This window comes from Arthrobacter sp. GMC3 (assembly GCF_002929305.1).
Classification (GTDB): Bacteria; Actinomycetota; Actinomycetes; order Actinomycetales; family Micrococcaceae; genus Specibacter.
This window is the reverse complement of record NZ_PJIO01000002.1, coordinates 421050-439822: the sequence shown is the minus strand read 5'-3', so window position 1 is coordinate 439822 and position 18773 is coordinate 421050. Positions and strand designations below refer to the sequence as shown.

General features: G+C 63.4%; 24 protein-coding genes. 6 read left to right on the top strand and 18 right to left on the bottom strand.

The genetic code is table 11. The annotated features are described in order from the left end of the window. Positions 1 to 13: 13 nt before the first annotated feature. A complete protein-coding gene (locus CXQ94_RS05505) occupies positions 14 to 1510 on the bottom strand; it encodes a WXG100 family type VII secretion target (RefSeq protein ID WP_104087190.1) in 1497 nt (498 codons plus the stop codon). 183 nt (positions 1511 to 1693) lie between these two features. Here CXQ94_RS05505 and CXQ94_RS05500 point away from each other — a divergent pair, with 183 nt between their 5' ends. After that, on the top strand, positions 1694 to 2614 hold the full coding sequence (locus CXQ94_RS05500) for a pseudouridine synthase (RefSeq protein ID WP_104087189.1): 921 nt from the start codon (positions 1694 to 1696) through the stop codon (positions 2612 to 2614). Positions 2615 to 2638: 24 nt separating this feature from the next. Here the strand turns inward: CXQ94_RS05500 and CXQ94_RS05495 are convergent, their stop codons facing one another. From CXQ94_RS05495 to CXQ94_RS05435, 13 genes are all read right to left on the bottom strand, one after another. Further along, positions 2639 to 2977, bottom strand: coding sequence for a hypothetical protein (locus tag CXQ94_RS05495; protein ID WP_104087188.1), 339 nt, complete (start codon positions 2975 to 2977; stop codon positions 2639 to 2641). Continuing rightward, the gene (locus CXQ94_RS05490) at positions 2974 to 3564 is read right to left on the bottom strand and encodes a hypothetical protein (RefSeq protein WP_104087187.1); all 591 of its coding nucleotides are present in this window, start codon (positions 3562 to 3564) and stop codon (positions 2974 to 2976) included. Before CXQ94_RS05490 ends, CXQ94_RS05495 begins: the two co-directional genes overlap by 4 nt. Continuing rightward, positions 3561 to 4130 (bottom strand): RNA polymerase sigma factor, encoded by a 570-nt coding sequence (locus tag CXQ94_RS05485; RefSeq protein WP_104087186.1) that lies wholly within the window; start codon positions 4128 to 4130, stop codon positions 3561 to 3563. Before CXQ94_RS05485 ends, CXQ94_RS05490 begins: the two co-directional genes overlap by 4 nt. Positions 4131 to 4234: 104 nt before the next feature. Further along, positions 4235 to 4492 (bottom strand): GlsB/YeaQ/YmgE family stress response membrane protein, encoded by a 258-nt coding sequence (locus CXQ94_RS05480; RefSeq protein ID WP_104087185.1) that lies wholly within the window; start codon positions 4490 to 4492, stop codon positions 4235 to 4237. A 40-nt stretch (positions 4493 to 4532) separates the two neighbouring features. Further along, entirely contained in the window at positions 4533 to 4763 is a 231-nt protein-coding gene (locus CXQ94_RS05475; protein WP_104087353.1) for a CsbD family protein, read from the bottom strand. Positions 4764 to 4796: 33 nt separating this feature from the next. After that, entirely contained in the window at positions 4797 to 5399 is a 603-nt protein-coding gene (locus CXQ94_RS05470) for a hypothetical protein (protein WP_104087184.1), read from the bottom strand. Beyond that, positions 5396 to 5977 carry a hypothetical protein gene (locus CXQ94_RS05465; protein ID WP_104087183.1) on the bottom strand — a complete coding sequence of 194 codons (582 nt, stop codon included), beginning with the start codon at positions 5975 to 5977 and terminating at the stop codon, positions 5396 to 5398. The genes CXQ94_RS05470 and CXQ94_RS05465 overlap by 4 nt, the downstream gene beginning before the upstream one ends. Continuing rightward, positions 5974 to 6342 carry a hypothetical protein gene (locus CXQ94_RS05460; protein WP_104087182.1) on the bottom strand — a complete coding sequence of 123 codons (369 nt, stop codon included), beginning with the start codon at positions 6340 to 6342 and terminating at the stop codon, positions 5974 to 5976. The genes CXQ94_RS05465 and CXQ94_RS05460 overlap by 4 nt, the downstream gene beginning before the upstream one ends. Further along, positions 6339 to 6530 (bottom strand): DUF2273 domain-containing protein, encoded by a 192-nt coding sequence (locus CXQ94_RS05455; protein WP_104087181.1) that lies wholly within the window; start codon positions 6528 to 6530, stop codon positions 6339 to 6341. The genes CXQ94_RS05460 and CXQ94_RS05455 overlap by 4 nt, the downstream gene beginning before the upstream one ends. Next, a complete protein-coding gene (locus CXQ94_RS05450) occupies positions 6527 to 7063 on the bottom strand; it encodes an Asp23/Gls24 family envelope stress response protein (RefSeq protein WP_258066787.1) in 537 nt (178 codons plus the stop codon). Before CXQ94_RS05450 ends, CXQ94_RS05455 begins: the two co-directional genes overlap by 4 nt. A gap of 138 nt (positions 7064 to 7201) precedes the next feature. After that, a complete protein-coding gene (locus CXQ94_RS05445; protein WP_104087179.1) occupies positions 7202 to 7507 on the bottom strand; it encodes a hypothetical protein in 306 nt (101 codons plus the stop codon). 138 nt (positions 7508 to 7645) lie between these two features. After that, positions 7646 to 10468: a phosphoenolpyruvate carboxylase gene (ppc, locus tag CXQ94_RS05440; protein WP_104087178.1), complete on the bottom strand. Its 2823-nt coding sequence runs from the start codon at positions 10466 to 10468 to the stop codon at positions 7646 to 7648. A gap of 131 nt (positions 10469 to 10599) precedes the next feature. Continuing rightward, positions 10600 to 11157: an SRPBCC domain-containing protein gene (locus tag CXQ94_RS05435; protein ID WP_104087177.1), complete on the bottom strand. Its 558-nt coding sequence runs from the start codon at positions 11155 to 11157 to the stop codon at positions 10600 to 10602. Positions 11158 to 11255: 98 nt separating this feature from the next. On the opposite strand from CXQ94_RS05435, the gene CXQ94_RS05430 reads away from it, so the two are divergent. Continuing rightward, positions 11256 to 12062: a DUF1684 domain-containing protein gene (locus CXQ94_RS05430; RefSeq protein WP_104087176.1), complete on the top strand. Its 807-nt coding sequence runs from the start codon at positions 11256 to 11258 to the stop codon at positions 12060 to 12062. Positions 12063 to 12087: 25 nt separating this feature from the next. Here CXQ94_RS05430 and CXQ94_RS05425 read toward each other — a convergent pair whose 3' ends face one another. Both CXQ94_RS05425 and CXQ94_RS05420 read right to left on the bottom strand, forming a co-directional pair. Next, the gene (locus tag CXQ94_RS05425; protein WP_104087175.1) at positions 12088 to 13278 is read right to left on the bottom strand and encodes an acyl-CoA dehydrogenase family protein; all 1191 of its coding nucleotides are present in this window, start codon (positions 13276 to 13278) and stop codon (positions 12088 to 12090) included. Continuing rightward, positions 13275 to 14054, bottom strand: a complete 780-nt coding sequence (locus CXQ94_RS05420; RefSeq protein WP_104087174.1) for an SDR family NAD(P)-dependent oxidoreductase — start codon at positions 14052 to 14054, stop codon at positions 13275 to 13277. The genes CXQ94_RS05425 and CXQ94_RS05420 overlap by 4 nt, the downstream gene beginning before the upstream one ends. A gap of 123 nt (positions 14055 to 14177) precedes the next feature. Between CXQ94_RS05420 and CXQ94_RS05415 the strand changes: the two genes are divergently transcribed. After that, positions 14178 to 15230, top strand: a complete 1053-nt coding sequence (locus CXQ94_RS05415) for a glycoside hydrolase family 76 protein (protein ID WP_104087173.1) — start codon at positions 14178 to 14180, stop codon at positions 15228 to 15230. Here CXQ94_RS05415 and CXQ94_RS05410 read toward each other — a convergent pair. Together CXQ94_RS05410 and CXQ94_RS05405 are read right to left on the bottom strand one after the other, a co-directional pair. Beyond that, positions 15145 to 15870: a phosphatase PAP2 family protein gene (locus CXQ94_RS05410; RefSeq protein WP_104087172.1), complete on the bottom strand. Its 726-nt coding sequence runs from the start codon at positions 15868 to 15870 to the stop codon at positions 15145 to 15147. The genes CXQ94_RS05415 and CXQ94_RS05410 overlap by 86 nt on opposite strands. 74 nt (positions 15871 to 15944) lie before the next feature. Next, a complete protein-coding gene (locus CXQ94_RS05405) occupies positions 15945 to 16544 on the bottom strand; it encodes a YdeI family protein (RefSeq protein WP_104087171.1) in 600 nt (199 codons plus the stop codon). A gap of 72 nt (positions 16545 to 16616) precedes the next feature. Between CXQ94_RS05405 and CXQ94_RS05400 the strand changes: the two genes are divergently transcribed. From CXQ94_RS05400 to CXQ94_RS05390, 3 genes are all read left to right on the top strand, one after another. Next, positions 16617 to 17189, top strand: a complete 573-nt coding sequence (locus CXQ94_RS05400; protein ID WP_104087170.1) for a hypothetical protein — start codon at positions 16617 to 16619, stop codon at positions 17187 to 17189. A gap of 55 nt (positions 17190 to 17244) precedes the next feature. Then, positions 17245 to 17784, top strand: coding sequence for an NUDIX hydrolase family protein (locus tag CXQ94_RS05395; RefSeq protein ID WP_104087169.1), 540 nt, complete (start codon positions 17245 to 17247; stop codon positions 17782 to 17784). Positions 17785 to 17987: 203 nt separating this feature from the next. Then, positions 17988 to 18704 carry an SRPBCC domain-containing protein gene (locus CXQ94_RS05390; protein WP_104087168.1) on the top strand — a complete coding sequence of 239 codons (717 nt, stop codon included), beginning with the start codon at positions 17988 to 17990 and terminating at the stop codon, positions 18702 to 18704. Positions 18705 to 18773 lie beyond the last annotated feature (69 nt).

Here is an 18773-nt window from a genome sequence, read left to right as displayed (position 1 = left end):
TGAGTGTCCCGCCTCATCGCTGATGGACCTCCGCGTGGAACCCGCCAACAATGCGGGACACTATCGGCACCACGTTGTTGCTGGGGCGGTATTGTTCAACCCTGTCATTGAAATCGGAGGCGATGATGTCGTGGGCAAGATCAGGGTTGTGGGCCAGCAGCTCTTGATAAGCGGGGAGAGTGTCCCTGCTTATCAGCTGCCACCTCTGGTTCTGGTCGGCTATGTTGCCGTCCGGGAGGCCAGTGGTCACTTCGGTCCGGAATTGCAGCGGGTTGTCCACGTGGGTGAACGGAATGTCTCGTGTCCCCGGCGACTCAACGCTGAACTTATAGGGGAAAACCTCCGGGTAGCTCTTTGCGCCCGGGATGGACGGCTCACCGGCCAAAGTGACCACATAGGTTACGGCCTCCCCGGTGACCGGGTGGCTTCGCATGATGTTGTAGTCATCATTAATAATGTGGTTTTGTTCCCGTTCTAACAGCACGGTATTCCCCTTCTTGACCTGTTGGGGATCACCGGTGCTGATTTCCTGCCACGCCCTTGCCGTTTCTGGTGGGATGGCCCGGGAGTCACGGAGTCTGTTGATCTCCTCCATCCCGCCTTGTTCGTAAGCCATGTGCTGGCGGGCCTGGTCAAGGAAGATTTCCTTATTCATATCCAGCATTGAAGTTTCATAGAACTTGATTTCGGAATCGCTCATGGCGGCCACCACCCGCAGCATTTGCAGCTCCTTCAGCGGAATGTTGGACACTGGGCCGCTGACGACTCTTTGGGCGATATCGCGCATCATGGCCATGTCCTTGAAACCGCCGGCGAAGGACGGGCCGATCATGTTGGCCATACCGGCCCATTGCAAGTCCGGGTTGGCGAGGAACTGCTGGCCGTAGAAGTCGTAGACCTTCTTGATGGTCTCCCAGTTGGCGGTGGTTCCCTTGGAGGTGTCCCATACTGCCGGGTCAATGCCCATGCGTTCCATGGCACGGTTGTTCCAGTAGTCGCTGAGGAAGTTGGCGTACTCCTCAGAATTCTTGACTATCAAACCCGAGTCGGCGGCGGCATCCATGGCCAGCTTGGCCCCGCCAAGGTTCTGTGCAACCCACTGCTTGAACTCATCGCTGCCCAGATAGGCGGTGCGTTCGCCCGGTGTCATGGCGTTGAGCTTGTCGGTGAGCGTTTGGGCTGCCGCCGTGTCGCCGGCGTTGCTTGCCGGACCATGGGCGCTCCCTGACGCGGTCAAGGAGCTGGCGGCGCTAGCCTTTTCCTGCTCCACAGCGTTGCGATTCAACTCCGACGACGCCTCTTCCAAACCCACACTGACCAGGCCCAAGGCCTGCCTGTGCCCACCCCACGTCCGGCGGAAGTGATCGGCATCCGGCCCGTGCCAGCGCACGCTGGAGGACAGTGCGGACAACGTCATGGCCACACGGCGAAGGGCTGTTGCCGAACCCTGCAAGTCCTTGGCAAAGGCTCGCAGCTGCTCGGGGTCGGCACCCAGCATCTCTGCCGGCATGGCATCCTCCAGGTTATTGCGGTGCGAACTGCTCGAATCCTCAGGCTAGCAATTTCCCGGCCAAGGCAACATGGGGCCATCTCCCCATACCCTCCCGTCACAACGTCCATCCGGCTGACGCACACGTCACCGGCGCCGTCGCTGGTCATTGCGGCAAGGAACCCTCGGTACCCTTGAAAGGTGATGAAATCTCCCCTCCCCGTGCGCGACGGCGTCAATGCGACCCGTGTGCGAATTCCCAAAGAGGGACCTTGGGCTACGGCCATGGAATATGTTCTGGCCAAGTTTGGCCACGTTGACCCGGCAGGAATCGTGGACCGCTTTGAGCGCGGGGACGTCAAGGCACTGGGCGGGGAAATCGTCACCCCCACAACTCCTTTGAATGAGCACGAGTTCATTTGGTACTACCGGGAACTGCCAGTGGAGACACGCCTGCCGGTGGAACTGAGCGTTTTGCATCAGGACGAGGATTTGGTGGTGGTGGACAAGCCACATTTCCTGCCCACCACCCCTGGTGGCATGTATGTGCAGGAGTCGGCGTTGGTGCGGCTGCGCGTCATGCTGGACCTGCCGGACCTGGTGCCGATCCACCGCCTGGACCGCATGACGGCCGGAGTGCTGCTGTTTTCCGCGAATCCTGAAACCCGGGGCAAATACCAGCTCCTCTTTGAAAAGCGTCACATCCAGAAAACGTATAGGGCGGTGGCTCCTGTGCGCCCCGAGCTGGAACTGCCGCTGGTGGTGCGCAGCCGGATGATCAAATCGCGGACGTACTTGCTGGCGCAGGAGGTCGAGGGCGAGCCGAACGCCGAGACCCGGATTGAGCTGATGAAATCCCGCGTTGATCCGGCCACCGGCGAGACGCTGGGCCTGTACAACTTGGAACCTCACACGGGTAAAACACACCAGTTGCGCGTGCACCTGGCATCGCAGGGAATCGGGATCTTGAACGACTCCTTCTACCCGGTACTCTTCGACCAGGCCCCCGACGACTACACCAAGCCCCTACAGCTGCTCGCCCACAGCATTGCCTTCACCGACCCGCTGACCCGCCAGGCCGTGAGCTACTCGTCCAAACTGGAACTGTCGGCCTTCCCCATCTAAGCCCCGGACCGCAGGCGGGGGCCGCTAGAGCCCGATCGCCGCAATCTCCACGGCGGCTACTACATCGGTTTCTGGCAGCCGGGAGGAAACAAACTCCCGGATCGCCGCGGCAACGTTGCGGGCCAGCGCCGGAGCCGGCACCTGGGAATCGGTGCCGATCCGGATCTGCACGGTCATTACGGGCCGTTGCGCATCGGAATCCAGACGGCACACCACAAACGGCGCCTCCGCGCTCTGATCGTCCGGCAGCAACAGCGCACCCACTTGTTTGAGTACGTTTAGCCACAATGGATCGGCCGAATACACGGTGGACACGCCCTCCAGATCCAGCACCAGTTCACGAATTTCCTCTTCCAGACTCACAGCCCGCCCCCATCTGTGCGCCCCGGTTCGGCCAATGGCTCCCGCATATCGGTAAACGCCACGTTCACAGCGGCAACATTGAGTTCGGTTTCAACTAATAGTTCGGTCAGGATCGCCGCACGCAGGTCCTCGGCCATCACCGGCAGCGGATAGCCGTACCGGGCTGAAACGTTGACGTTGACTTCGACGGGGGCGCCCGGAACGGTGACTTCGCCGTCCAAACGGCACCTGCCAATCAACACGCCGCCCAAGGAATCACCCACGTTCCGCACCAGTGCAATCACCGCACCTTCGGTCTCAGTGAGCAGATCGGCAGTGTTGGAGGCGAGCGGAATTGACCGCCCGGCCCGGGTTTCCAGGCGCAGGTTGGCCAACATTCCATCAAGCCAGCCGGTTCCCTCACCGCTGAGGGAGGCAACGTCGTCGTCCATAAGATTAAGGGCAGCAGTATGCAAACTGCGCAGCCCGGCAAGACGCGCCTGGCATTGCGGGCAATGCTCAATATGCGCGGCATCCGCGGAGAATCCAGTCTCAAGGTAGTCGCTGAGGTCTTCGATGCGCCGGCCGCAATCACGGATAGGGTTCATCGCCATTCCTCCATCTCGGTCACAAGCGTGGTCCGCGCCCTGGCCAGCCGGCCGCGGACGCTGGTGGCGCTGATGCCCAGGGTTTGGGCAATCTCCTCATAGGACTGACCACCATATTCTTTCAAGACCCAACAGCGCCGTTGTTCATCCGGCAGCCCCGCAAGCGCCCGGCGCAGGGCCTGACTCGCCGATCCGGCGACCGCTGATTGCTCCGGGCCGGGGGCCTTGTCGATGGCCTCGGGATGGTCGGCGATGTTCCCGTGTGACTTCCGACGCCGGCCGGCATCGACCGCCCGATGCGCCACAATCCGCATGAGCCAGGCTTTGACCGCGGCGCCGTCACGCAGGTCACCGATCTCTTTCCAGGCCGTGATCAGCGATTCCTGCACCACGTCGTCGGCCTCGGCCGGTGAACTCATCAGGCGGCGTGAATAGGCGCGCATGAGGGGGCCGTGACGGCGGGCGAGCGTTTCAAATGCTGCCACATCGCCGTCGCCTGCACGCTCCGCTAACAAGGCGTCGGGGGCATCAGCGAGCCGGCCGGCCGGCGGGTTGCTGCGCGTCATCGTCTTGTGTCCCTTCTACAGTCTGAGTGTCTGCGGTGGTTTCGAGCTTATGCGCACTGCTGGCCGGCAGATGCAAAGTTCTCTGCCGGCCAACAATGGTTCTCTTAGTTGCGGCCCTTGATGGCCCCGTAGCCAAAGGCGACCACCAGCCCGCCCGCAATGGACAGCAGCCAGGTCCTGATGTCGAAGAAGGTGCCCAGATCGGTGTGGAAAATCAGCGATCCCAACCAACCTCCCACGATGGCTCCGACCACACCCAAGATCAGGCCGGTGACCCATCCGCCACGGACTTTGCCGGGCATGATGGCCTTGACGATTGCTCCAACGATCAGGCCGAGAATGATAAATCCAAAGAAACCCATGGGTATTCTCCTTAGGTACGTAGTGCCAGGCGGTTCTCGCCTAGTGCTTGGTGATGCCGTCCTTGAGCTTCCGGGCGGCGTTCTTGATGTTCTCGCCGGCGTCGGCCGCCGCATCCTTGATCTTCTCGCCAGCCTGCTTAGCCTCAGCAGATGCTTGATCACGCTGGCCTTCGTGCGCCAGCTTGCGGTCGCCCGTCAATTTGCCGGCTTCTTCCTTGGCCTGGCCAAGTCCCTTTTCTGCGCTGTTGCTGATCTTCTCGTTCAGTCCCATGATGTTCTCCTTGTTCATTGTTGAAAATGGTGTTCATGCCACACGTTCCGTGCGGGCAAACCGTGACCTGGTGCCACTCTTGATGCGAATCAGGACGGGGATTTCTTCGCCCAGAAGGACGTCGAGGCCGTCCACAAGGTCGCCGAGTACCGCCATCAGTTCTTTTGGTGAGGCACCTTTGCGTGCTTGCAGGCTGATCCGCAGCCCGTTGCCGCCCTTGAGACGCCATGCCTGGACGGCGGCCGAGAGCACCTGCTTGTTGTCCGCCAGGGCCGCCTTGATGGCTTGGCCTGCGACGGCGGTTTCCACTGTGGTGGTGCCGGCGCGGTCATCCCCGGTGGCCAGTTCCTTGGTGCGTCCGCCTCCCTGGGAGGCGATCCAACAAACCAGCAGGATTGCAATCACCATGAGGAGTCCCGCAGCGGCAACGCTCCACCAGCTGATGTCTTGTCCAGGTATTTTGGCAGCGGCCAGCTGGGTCTGGATGCCAGCCCACAGATCGGTGCCCGTCCGGGTCCAACCCTGCGCGAATGCCGGGCTACTCCCGGCCAGGACGGCGAGGCCGCCCGCGGCGATCAGGGCCAGCCCGAATACCCCCAACAATGTTCGGTTCAGGCCGCGATGGGTGCCGTTCATACGCCCACCGCCCCGTGCGGGGCCACCACCACGGTGACCTTCAGCGCCCTCGCCAGCTGGTAGCTAGCAAATTCCCGGTCCACGGCTTCACGGACACCTTGTTGATCAACAGCCCTGCCCGAGCTGGGGTGGAGCCGGACGTGGATGTCCCGGTGGCCCACGCTGGCAGTCACTTGTTCAGGTGCAAGGCGGGCCGCGGTGCGTGCTGTCCGGGCGATTGCCGACGCCAGAACATCTCGATCCACCACGACGGCGGAACGGGCGTTTGCCATCACATGACGTGCTTTGTTGCCCGGCAGGATTGCGGCACCTACGAAAAAAATTCCGAGCAAGGCCAGCCCGAAACCCCCTGCAATCAAGGCTGCCGGCAACGTCGCGGTGCCCAATACGGCAATGCCGTGCGCGAGCTCCGCCGGTGCAATCAAAAGCGGGCTATTGCCGGTGAGGGCCAAGACTGTTTCCAGCATGAGCCACAGAACTGCTGCCAGCAACGCAATTGCGGCCGCGATGGAAAGTGCCGACCGGGGCGAATGTATTTCCCGCCTGCCAATGCGTCGAATGATTGTTGCCTGACTCATACGACCCTCTCCTTGGTTTCCGCGTGAACACCTGTAAACCGGATATCCACCCGTCCCACCGATGTTCCGGCGAGTGCTTGGATGCGGGCGGCAATTGTTTCCCTAGCCGAGGCCGCCTGTTGAAAAACGTTGTAGTCTCCGGCGCCGGCCCGTGCGTTTCGGGCAAGTTCCGCCAAGGGCGGCATGGCCAGTGCCAGGGCGAGCGAGACGCTGAGTTGTCCCTGCCCGTCCCTCACTCCGGCACGAACCGCCTGCAACGGGACCCTAAACGCATCGGCGGCAATTGCTGCCACCAAGCGCTCCATGGTTCCGGCGGAAATTGTGGTGTGCCCGGCACGCATGTTCTCCAGCGTGCCGGCACTCATGACGAGGTCCGCTTGCCACGCAGAGCGTCAAAGACGCCGCGCATATCCAACCGGCCCTCCAGAGTGCGTCCAATGACGGCTCCCACCACCATGAACAGCGCCACCAGCAGCATCGCCCAGAAGCCAAACGCAACCGCTGTTATCGCCAGGGTCGCGCCTACGGCCACCCCGGTGACGGTGGCACTCATGAGACGCGAGCTTCCCGCGGACGGGTCTCCCCGGCGTCGTCTGCGTTCTTGTTATCTACGCGGTTGTCGACGCGGTTGGTATCAGCGTGCTTGTCGTCGGTTTCATCATCGGAGATATGAATGTCGGTGATGGAGACGTTAACCTCGGTGACTTCCATGCCCACCACGTCCTCAACTGCGGCGTAGATGGCGTCACGTACATCGTTGGCGACCTTTTGCAACGGGTGCGGGTACTCCACCACAATGGTGACGTCCACGGCCACTTGGGTCTGGCCGACTTCAACACTGACGCCCTGGGTGAGGTCCTTTTGTCCCACCGCCTCCCGGAGACTGCCGAGAGCACGTGCCGCGCCACCGCCCAAGGCGTAAACGCCCGGGATGTCTTGTGCGGCGATGCCTGCCACCTTGGCGACCACACCGTCGGCCACCGTGGTGGTGCCGCGACTGGTGGCTGTGGTGTTGGCGTTCTGCTGGCTGGATGCGCCGGACTGCTGAACGGTTGCGGGGGTCTTCCCCTGAGGCTGAGTAGTCAAAATAATCACTCCCGAAATTCTTCGTCTGGATATCTCTTCACGCTCGGTGCCGTTTGGCGCCTTCACAAGTAAGGCGTACCGGGGAGTCATATCGTCACGGTGAATTTTAAGTGATCTGCATCACATGCCTTTTGGGCTTTAGAGCGGGAGCCACTTTCCGGCCGAGCGGCGGGCGATTCGCAAGGCGCCGGTGGTGGCCACGGTGTTGATCCCGTGCGCCATGGAAACCGCAGCGTTGCGCGCGGACTGGTTCTCGGCGTCGTACTCCGTGGCCTCCACCATGAACCGCACCGTGATGCGCGGAACCCCCGAAACAATGTCCAGCTGGTTGGCTTCCACCACATGGGCGGCACCCACGGCCGCCACCGCCATGTCCATGACTTCCTCAGGGGCGTGGCCGGGGCGCAGGCCGGTGATCTGGATGGTGGCACGGAAAGAAGGCATGGTTCCAGCCTAGGCGAATCGGCATAAACGCAAAAAGACGGCGTTCGCGCAAAGGGCCGGCGGTGTAACACCGGCCCTTTGCGCGAACGCCGTCTTTTCCGCGGCCCCGAGCTTGCGAGGGGCAGGAAGGCGTGGGGATTACCCGGTGTTGCGCAGGCCAGCTGCCACACCGTTGATGGTGATGAGCATGGCGCGTTGCAGGCGCTCATCCACGTCGGCCTTGGTGATGTCTGCTTCGCGGACGCGACGCAGCAACTCCACCTGCAGGTAGGAGATCGGGTCCAGGTACTGATCGCGCACGTTCAGTGAGCGCTTGAGCAGCGGCTGGTTGTCCAGCAACCCGGCTTCCCCTGTGAGGTTCTGAATCTCGGCCACGGTGAGCTCGTATTCGGCACGGATCGTGGCGAACAGGTGCTGCAGCGGCTCGGGCACCAACGTGCGCACGTAGTGGGCGGCAATGTCCATGTCGGTCTTTGCCAAGGTCATCTCCACATTGGAGATGGTGGAGGAGAAGAAGTGCCAATTGGCCAGCATCTCCTTGAGGTCCTCGCCGCGGCCTGCCTCGCGGGCCGCCTTCAAACCGGAACCAACACCAAACCAGCCGGGCACGATCTGCCGTGACTGGGTCCAGCCAAACACCCACGGAATGGCGCGCAGGCCGCCCAGGCCGGAGCCTGAGTCGGGGCGCTTGGACGGGCGGGAGCCAATGTTCAGGCTGCCCAGCTGTTCCACCGGGGTGGAGGCCAGGAAGTAGGCCGGGAGATCGGCGTCGTCAATCAACGTCCGGTACGTGCCAAAGGCGGCGTCGGAGATGACTTCCATGATCTCGCCAAAACGGCCAAGATCGTCCTCGGAGTGGCGGGGCGCCTGGTGCAGGGCCGAGCCCTGCATGACGGCGGCCAGGGAGAGTTCCAGGTTCTCGCGGGCCAGCTCGGGCAGCGAGTACTTATCCGAGATGACTTCGCCTTGCTCGGTGAACTTGATGGCACCTTCGAGCACGCCGTTGGGCTGGGCCATGATGGCGTCGTAGGTGGGTCCGCCACCGCGGCCCACGGAACCGCCGCGGCCGTGGAACATGCGGACGCTCACGCCGTGCTTGAGCGCAACGTCGCGCAGTTTGCGCTGCGTCTTGTGGATCTCCCACTGGCTGGTCATGACGCCGGATTCCTTGTTGGAGTCCGAGTAGCCGAGCATGATTTCCTGCACGTCCCCACGCAAGCGGACAAGCTCGCGGTAGGAGGGATCGGAAAGGAGCTGGTCAACGATCTGGGCGGAGGCGCGCAGTTCATCAACGGTTTCCAACAGCGGGGCGAAGCCGATCTTGGCGTAACGGTTCTCGCCTGTCAGCTGCACCAAACCGGCCTCGCGGGCCAGGACGGCGGTGGCCAGGACGTCGTCGGCGCCGCGGGTCATGGAGATGATGTACGTTTCGATGACGTCGGGGCCGTAGGTGCGCAGCGCACGGCGAACAACGCGGAACACGTCGTAGGTGCCGTCGGCGATGCCATCGAGCTTGATGGGGTGCCCGGACAGAGGGCGGTGGCTGGCCAGCTCGGCGCTCAGCACCAGAAGGCGTTCGGCACGGTCCAGCTCGCCGTAAGGGATCGATGATTCGCCCACACGGTCCATGAGCTGCCCGACGGCGTCGTGGTGGTAGTCGGCATGCTCACGGATGTCCAGGGTGGCCAGGTGCAGGCCGAAGGAGGAGATGGCGCGGCGCACGGAGGCAAGGGCGCCGTCGGCCACCAGGGCGGCGGAGTTGTTGCGCAGCGAAGTTTCCAGCAGTTCAAGTTCGGCGACGAGCTCCGCCGTGGTGGCGTAGTCACGGCCGGGCTCGTGATAACCGTCGGCGGCCACACGCTTGCGGGTGTTCAGCAGTTTGGCCTTGATGCAAGTCAGCTTCAGGCGGTACGGCTCGTCGGCGTTCAGTTCCAGGATGCGCGGATCGATCCCCGGCAGGTTCGCCAGGTCTGTAGCAATGGAATCCGTCAGCTCCTTGTCAGCTCCGTAGAGGGCGCTGGAGTTGGAGAGGATGGTGACGAGCTCGTCCAGCAGCACAATGCTGATCTTCACGGCGTTGGCATTTTGCAGCACCAACACTTCGCGGGTGACATCCGAGGTGACGTTGGGGTTGCCGTCGCGGTCCCCACCAATCCAGGAGCCAAAGCGCAGGGGCGCGGCATCGGCGGGCAGTGTGACACCGTGTTCGGCCAGTAGCTCGCTGAGTTCGGTGAGTACCTCGGGCATGGCGTCGGTGAGGATGTTGCTCAGGTAGTAGATGGCGTTGCGGGCCTCATCCATGGGGGTGGGGCGGACCTTGCGCAGTTCATCTGTCTGCCACATCTGATCGATGATCTCGGCCAGCTTGCGGTCCTGGCGGCTGCGAGCGCTGCTGCCTTCCTCGGACGGGGTGGCAAGGATGTCGGAGAGGTTGCGGATCTTATCCAGCACCGAACGACGTGAGGCTTCCGTGGGGTGGGCGGTGAAGATGGGGCGCACATCCAGGTCGTTGACAACCTGTTGCAACGCCTCGGTGCCTGCTTTCTCGGCGATCTCTGTGACGGCCTTGGCCAGCCAGCCGTCCTTTTCAGCGCGGGAGCGCAGGCTGCGCACGCGGTGCACCTGCTCGGCGGCGTTGGCCAGGTGGAAGTAGAACGCAAAAGCGCGGACCAGATCGGTTGCCTGCTCCAGTGGCAGGGAGGAGAGGACCTCGCGGACCTGCTCTGCGACGTCGTTAGCACTCCAGGGCCCGGTGCCGGTCTCCCCTCGTGCAGCTTCCTTGGACTCCTTGGTCAGCAACCGCACTTGCTCCACCATGGCCAGCAGCTCGGGACCGTGCTGGCGAACCAGGGATTCGCCCAGCAGTGTGCTGACGCGGCGCACGTCGCGGCGAAGGTCGTTGTCCTCCGCGGGTTCTGAGGCAGCGTTGTTCTGTGATGCAGTGGGCAGTTCTGAGCTCATGAGTCAGCGTCCTTACGGTCTGTGAATCTGGGGTGCTCGTATGCGGCGCTGAATACGGTGAGGCCACTACTAGGGCCGAACAGGATCCTACTTCGCGGGCGCACACACGGGCGAATCGGTCTCAAATAGTGTCAGTTCATTGCCTGCGTGTAGGCGGCGTGAACTTGTTCCCAGCACGGGTAAAAATCGTCCCACCAGTGCGGCCAATCAACACTTTTTCCTGCCAGCGCCTCCTGCAGGTGGTCCAAGTGGACATGCCAGCCAGCCAGCGACATCAAGATGACTTCCTCCGGCACGTTGATGGTGTTGGTGAAAACCAGCCGGGTGCCCGTGCCCAGCGGGGAAAGCTCCGCCTTGATGGTGCCGTGCATGGAGTTACTCAGCTCAAGCACCCGTGCCACGACGGCCTCAATGACGCGCCCGTTCCACCAATCTGTTTCGATACCGTGACCTTCATCCTTGACGTTGAGCCACTTCAGATCAAACGAGGACCCGGTCCTGGCATTCCCCCGCACCTTGCACCACCACTTCTGGGTCTGCTCCGGCTCGGTCAGCATGGCCCACACTTGTTCCGGGGCGGCCGTGTAATCCCTTGTCAGGGTCAGCTGCGTGTGCTCGGAATCGACTTGAGCCACTGTCCCCAGCTCAAAACGAGTCATGTCCTTGTTCAGGTGATTGTTCGTTGCCATGCCCCTATTCTCCCATCCAGACGCACGTGCGGAATAGGCCACCTGGCCCGCCCGTTGTGCCTACAGTGGAGCAAGACACGGCAGCTGCAAGGAGCACCATGACCACCCAAACCCCAGAACTGACCCGCCTCACCGAACGCTGGGAGCGTTTCCGTGCCGGCCGCGCCACGGCGCTCGCCACCGAGCACGGCTGGCTCACCTTGACGTCGTTCCAGTGGCTACCGGCCACGCCATCACCTTTGGACGGCGTCCCCGGACTGTGGAGCGCCACCAGTACGACGGCGTCGCTCACGGCCACCTCGCGGGAGAACCTGACGCTGGTCTCCAGTGGTGAACCAGTGGTTGGCACCATCACCGCGACCCTGTCCGATGAAGAATCCATAATGTGGGTACAGAGCGGCACCGTGGTGATCGAGTTGGGCATGCGCGCCAACCGTTACATGATCCGCACCCGGGACTCGGCCTCCCCCACGCTGACCGGGTTCCATGGTGTCCCTGCCTTTGACTACAACCCCGAACTAGTTCTCACCGGCGTTTTTGAGCGCTACCCCGAGCCGCGCAACGTGGATATCACCACCGCCAACCCCGAAGTTTCCGGCGTGGCCCGTCTGGTGGGCGAGGTGGTGTTTGAACACAACGGCACCGAGTACCGTCTCGCCGCCGAAGAAGGCGCGTTGGGCTCGCTCATCGTCTCGTTCTTCGATGAGAGCAACAACGTCACCAGCTCGCACTGGCGCAAGCTTGAGCTGACCAAACCGCGGCCGGACAACTCGGTGGTGGTGGACTTCAACCGCTCCATCAACTACCCCAGCGCCTTCACCGATTTCGGCACCTGCCCCGCCCCGGCCCCCGCCAACCGGCTGCCGCTGCCCATCGAAGCGGGCGAACGCGACCCCCGGAAATAGCGGCGGCGGCAGCCGGGACGGCGCCTTACACGATCGCGGAGATGCCCGTGATGGCCCGCCCGGCGATGAGGGTGTTGATCTCGTGGGAGCCCTCGTAGGTGTAGATCGCCTCGGCGTCGGCAAAGATCTTCGCCATGCCGTAGTCGGTCACGATCCCGTTGCCGCCCAGAATGGACCGGCCCAGCGACACGCTCTCACGCATGGCCGCGGTGGTGTGCGCCTTGGCCAGGGCCACCTGCGCCATGGTGGCGTCGCCGTCGAGCCCCCTGTCCTGCAGGGCGGCAATGCGCACCATCATGGCCATGGAGGCCGTGGCATTGCCCAACATTTTCACCAACTGCGCCTGGATGAGCTGGAAGGATGCCAACGGTTTGCCAAATTGCAAGCGTTCGACGGCGTAGGCCCGGGCCACGTCGAAGGCCGCCAGTTGCTGCCCTACCGCCTGCCAGGCAACGGAAATCCGTGATCCGAGGAGTAGCTTGTTGGTGTCGCCAAAGGATCCAATCCCGGCGAACCTGTCCCGCTCGGCAACCCGCACATTATCCAAGGTGATGTGCGCGTTTTGAACTGTGCGCAGCGCGATCTTGTGCTCAATTTTGCTGCGGTTCACCCCGGGCAGGGAGGCGTCGAGGATGAACCCGCGCACCTCACCACTCTGCGCGTCCTTGGCCCACAGGAGCATGTTGTTGCAGAACGTCCCGTTGCCGATCCAGCGCTTGGCGCCGTTGAGCACCCAGTGAATGCCGTCGTCGTCCTGAACTTTGAGAGCGGTGGTGATCATGCCGCCGGCCACGTCGCTGCCATGGTCCGGCTCTGTCAGGGCAAACGCCCCCGTGGTGCGCAGGGCGAGCGCGTCCGGGAGCAGCCGCTCCTTTTGATCCTCGGAGCCGAAGTCGGCGAGCGCCTGGACGAAAAGGTCGTGGTGGACCAGAAAGAAGGTGGCCAGCGAGGTGTCCGTACGGGTCATCTCCGCCACCACCAGGCCCGTGAACAGGTGACTGTACTGGCGCCGGTCGGGGGCCGCCAGTTTCAGTGCAGCAATTTTGGGCAGGATGTGTGCAGGGAACTCCGCCTCGTTCCACCAGTGCGTGGCGTAGGGGGCAACCTCGGAGGCCAGGAACTCGCGCAGCTCGGCAAGTTTGGCAGCCTCGACCGGCGTCAGCAGCGACTCGTAATCGTAGAAGTCGGCCTCGGGCAGGGCCGGGACAGCACTCATTTTGGTGCCATCCGGATGGCACCGTCCAGGCGGATGGTCTCCCCGTTCAGCATGGCGTTCGCGACAATGTGTTCCACCAGGGCGGCATACTCTGTGGCCTTGCCCAGGCGGGACGGGTGCGGCACCTGTAGTCCCAGCGAATCCTGCGCGGCCTGCGGCAGCCCCGCCAGCATGGGCGTCTCAAAAATGCCGGGCGCAATGGTCATCACCCGGATCAGCGAACGCGCCAATTCACGGGCCAGGGGCAGTGTCATGGCGGCCACGGCACCCTTGGAGGCGGCGTAGGCGGGCTGGCCGATCTGCCCGTCAAAGGCCGCCACCGACGCGGTGTTCACAATGACCCCGCGCTCGGACCCGTAGTCGCCGGCGATTGGTTCGGCGGCCGCCATGGCCTCAGCGCACAGGCGGACCACGTTGAAGGTGCCGATCAGGTTGATCTGCACCACGCGGCTGAACTGCTCAAGCGGCAGCACGCCGTCGCGCCCCAACACCTTGCCCGGGGTGCCAATGCCCGCGCAGTTGACCACAATGCGTAAGGTGCCCAGGGTTGCCGCGGCAGCGATCGCGGCCCGCACCTGCTCCTCGTTCGTGACATCCGCGGGAGCAAACACGGCCCGCTCCCCCAACTCGGCGGCCAGTTCCGCACCCTGGGACGCAGGCAGATCCACCAGCACCACGGCGGCCCCGGCGGCATGCAGCCGCCTCGCCGTGGCCGCGCCAAGACCGGAGGCACCCCCCGTGATGAGCGCGACGGTGCCGTTGTGTGAAATTTCCATGGTTCCTCCTCGTTGAGGGCTGCCAGTTCGATCACCTGGACAGCGAAAACTTGCGTTAATGCATACTAACTGAAAACAGCTCGTGGAAGTCAAAGAAACTTCGGAAACAGTATTCTTATTTGTATGAATAGTGAAAGCACGGAGTCTGCGACCCAGCCTCCTGCGCCCAATGACTGGGCCGTGCTGGCACATCAAGCCGCCACCGACGTGCATGCCCGCTTTGGTCACCGGCTCATGGGCTTGCCAGGGACATGGATTGCCTCCATCGCGGCACCATCGCTTGGCGCATCCACCCCGTTCTCGCCCTGGCACTATTGGTGGCAGGCGCACTACCTGGACGCCGTGGTGGATTCGGGATTTGACGCCCTGTCCGCGGGCAAGCACCAGCAAGCCGCCACGGAATTGAGTCGCGCCCGTGCCTTGCTCCGCGGCATCCTGTTGCGCAACTTTGGCCGTTTCCCCAACTACTTTTACGACGACATGGCCTGGCTGGCCCTCGCCTGCGCCAGGCTCAACGATCTGTCCCGGAACGTGGCGGGCAAACCCAGCCGCTTGGCCAGCTTTGCCGTCGCTTCCCTGACACGCCAGCTCCACGGTGCCCACGACGACGTCCTGGGCGGCGGCATCTACTGGTCACGGAAACGGGACTTCAAGAACACACCGGCCAATGGCCCCGCCGCCCTACACTTTGCCCGCATCGGCGAACTTGACCGGGCCGGCAGCCTGGCTGACTGGCTGCGCACCGAACTGTTCGACCCCGAGCAGGGGCTCTACCTGGACGGCATTCACCCCTCATCCACCGGCCGGGACGTGGAAAAGAACATCTACACCTACAACCAAGGCCCCATCCTGGCAGCACTCCTGCAACTGGACCACCCGCAATACGTGGCCCAGGCGGAGCAGATCATTGACGCCGTCGTTCTTCATCTCACCGTGCCCGGCCAGGGGATTCGCCTGGAACCTGGCGAGGACGGCAGCCTGTTCACCGGGATCCTGTGCCGCTACCTGGCATTGGCGGGCCGCGACGGCAGGCTTTCGGCGGAGTCCCGGGCCACGGCCGCGCTACTGGTCACCGAGACCGCGGCCGCATTTACGGGGCCGGCGCCTGCGCTGCTTTCCGCCGCTGTGCAGCGTTGGACCATTTTTGCAGCGGCTGCCACGTGTCAACGGCCATAACCAGGCCCAGCAGCACAATGCCCAGGGCCACGGAGGCGCAGACGTCGCTCAGCCAGTGGTAGCCGAGGTAGAGCCTGCTCATCGCCACCGCAGGGATCAGTACGACGGCGGCGGCAACCACCGTTATCCGGCGCGCCTTGGTGCTGTGGCGAGAGAGCAACAAGTAGCCCAGTGACAGGATGAAGACGGCCGCGCCCAGGGTGTGCCCGGAGGGGAAAGAGAAGGCGTCGTCCGGTCCCATCATGAAATCCGCGGCTGAGGGGCGTGGGCGGTCAACGGCATGTTTGATGATGTAGGAGATCGCAACGGTGAAGGCCATGGCCGCCATGAGGAGGCCCGGGCGCCAAATTTCACGGCGCACCACCGCCCAAATCACGGCAAAAACCAGGCCAATGACGCTCAGGTAGGTGGGTGAGGACACCGTGGTGACCGTCTCCCACAGCCACGTCACCGACCCCGAGCGTTGGGCCACGAACCAGTCATGGACTGGCTGATCCCAGGCGGCAATTCCGGTTTTGGTGGTGACAGACAGCAGGATCACCCCAAAAAGTGCGCCACCGCCAAGCACCAATAACAGCGCCCGCAGGTAGGCGCGGCGTTGCGGGGGAACGGTCATGAAGTTGCTCAGGGATTCTTGCACCCGATCATTGTGCCGGAGCTACCCGGGTGTTTCCCGAGTATTCACCCCATGGTTCTTGCCCTGGAAGCTACTTATCAGCCAACGTTCGGTGGTCGGCGCTTTTGTGGGTAGGGGGTTTGCCCGGCGGCCAGCATCGAGACGAACCCGGCAATTTTCGCCGCCCGCACCGAGGGTGTCTTGACGGTGGTGGTGCGGTAAATCAGGGAGTAGCGGTTGGTCGCGGTGAGTACCTCGAACATGGCCTGTGCCTGCGGGTTGGCGGCGATGGCGTCGGCCAGGTCCTGCGGGGTTTCCGCGGTCCCCTGACCTGAGTATGCCGTTTCCCACCGGCCGTCGGCCTTGGCCGCATCCGCCGCAGCCACCCCGGCCGGCCACACCTTTCCCTCGGCAGTCAGCCGGTCATAGTGCTCAACGTTGATGCGCGACCACTTGCTGGCTTTGGTGCGCGGGGTGAACCGCCGCACAAACGAGCCGGCGTCACGGGTACCAACAACACCGTCAATCCAGCCAAAGCACAGGGCCTCATCCAGGGCGGCTGCATAGCTCAGGGCCGTGACGTCGCCACCCTTTTTGTGCAGCACCAGGCGGACGCCGGGGCGTGAGGTGTGGTTTTCCTCCAGCCACAACCGCCAGGCTGCGGCGTCCGGGAGCAAGAGTTCGGGAAGTTCAGTCATGGCTCTACCCTAGTTTGCCCAGGCCCGCCGGAGGATTGCTACGGTGGGAGAAGCCACCCACCAGGAGAAGCCATGCTGCGCGTCCGCCCCATCCTTTTCACCCCGTTCTTTGACGACACTGCCACGCGGTTGCTTGAGCTGGGTCTGACCCGTTCGGAGAACGACGACGACTGGGCGGAGTTTGATACCGGCAACGGCAAGGTCGGGGTGTCCCGCGAATCCCCCGGCCACCAAGGAACGTTGTTGGGGTTTGAGATCCGCGACGCCGCGATCTTCGTCCAGCGAACACTTGCCGACGGCACCCATGCGGAGCTGATCGATACCTCCTCCGGTCCAGGGGCCCGCGTCACCGCACCCGGCGGTTTTAGTTTTGACCTGACCGCTTCCACCGATCTGCGCCTTCCGGACCCCGATGCGCGCCTGGCAGTGGTGGCCACCTGGCATACCCCGGACCCCGCTGCCGCCAACAAGGTGCTGGCGGACATGGGCGCCAAATTTGTGCAGGACCGCGTCGATGGCGGGGCGCTTTTTCGGGCCAAGAACGGCGGCTTCGTGGCTACGGCGGCGGGTGCGGCGGACGGCGTCGAACTTGGAATCATGAAGGATGGCGAAACCCTCACCTTTGGTGCCGGGAGCGAATCCTGACCGCTTTTCGCATCCGGAAGCGGCACACGGGGCGGGGATGGGGTAGAACTTAGATATGAGCGTGCGCACCCCTGATCCTTACCCCGGCTGGCTGTCCAACGAGGACCTGTACGAGGCCAGAAGCCGGCTGCCCATCGTCTATGTGGAGGTGGTGCCGGTGCGCCTTGACCCGCTGGGCTACGTCAACGAGGTGGGCTTGTTGCTGCAGGCCGACGACGAGGGCTCCATGGTGCGTACCCTGGTGTCCGGGAGAGTGCTGTACCGGGAGACCATCCGGGCCGCGCTTGTCCGCCACGTCGAGAAGGATCTGGGCCCGCTGGCTTTCCCGCAGCTGCCCGTCAGCCCGGTGCCTTTTACCGTGGCCGAATACCTGCCATCGCCGTCGGAAACCGGGTTCACCGACGAACGCCAGCACGCCGTGGCCCTGGTCTATGTCATCCCCGTGACGGGCGAATGTGAGCCCCGCCAGGACGCCCTTGAACTGACCTGGATGACGCCCGAGGAGGTTCTCAGCCCCGGCGTGCAGGCCGAGTTTGTTGGCGGCCGCGGAGCCCTGGTTCGCCAGGCCATCTCCTACGCCGGTCTGGGCCGCTAGCCCCGACGCGGTATCACCTTTGGCGCGTTTCACCCCGACGCCGTATCACCTTTGGCGCATTTCACCCCGACGCTTGCTCAGTGAGAGGTACGACGGCGTGGACGGGCTGAGCGGAAGGGTCGCCTCCCGCCGTCGTGCTCTTGGCAGGGGGCCGGAACCGTCGATGCTGGCCCGTGGCAGCGATCTGGCGTAGATTACGGTTCATGGACACCACCCAGCTCTCAGTGCTCATCAACGCCGACGCCGAACAGGTTTGGCATATGCTGCGCGAACCTGCCCTGGTAGCCCAATGGCACGGGTGGGAGATGGAGGGGCTCGATGATGAAGTCCGGCAGATCTATTTCAGCGATGTCATCGAAAGTCCGGATCATCTTCGGCTAGAACTTGAAATGGGAGATGTCTTCGCCCTGGAACCGCGCCCGGAGGGCACCTTGGTGACCCTGACCCGCGGGGTTGCGACCGGCGAGTTCGCCAAGTACGACGAGGACATCACCCAGGGGTGGACCATGTTTGTGCAGCAGCTGAAGTTCGCCCTGGAGTGCCACCCGCACACAACGCGGCGGACGGTCTTCGTGGACGGCACAAGCTCCGCACACACCAACCTGTGGGACGCCCTGGGCATCGACACCGGCTGGCTCCCGGAACCGGGCGAACCCTACGAAATCACGCTCAATACTGGCGCCACGCTCAAAGGGAAGGTCTGGTACCGTACGGACGTTCAGGTGGGACTCACTGTCTCCGACTACGCCGAACACGGCGACGGCCTGCTGATACTGGCCCAGCAGGCGCCCGTCGAAGGCCTCCGCGAACACCCCGGAGCCCAGGTGGTCGCGTCCACCTATGGTCTTGGCGCCGCCGCCTTGGAAGCTATCGGATCGCAGTGGGATGGGTTCATGGAGACTCACTACCCCGAGTCGTAGCCAAAAAGCGGGCTGGCGTTGGGTTGCGTTGGACACCTTCGAACCCGATCGCCGGGAAAGACTGGCAAA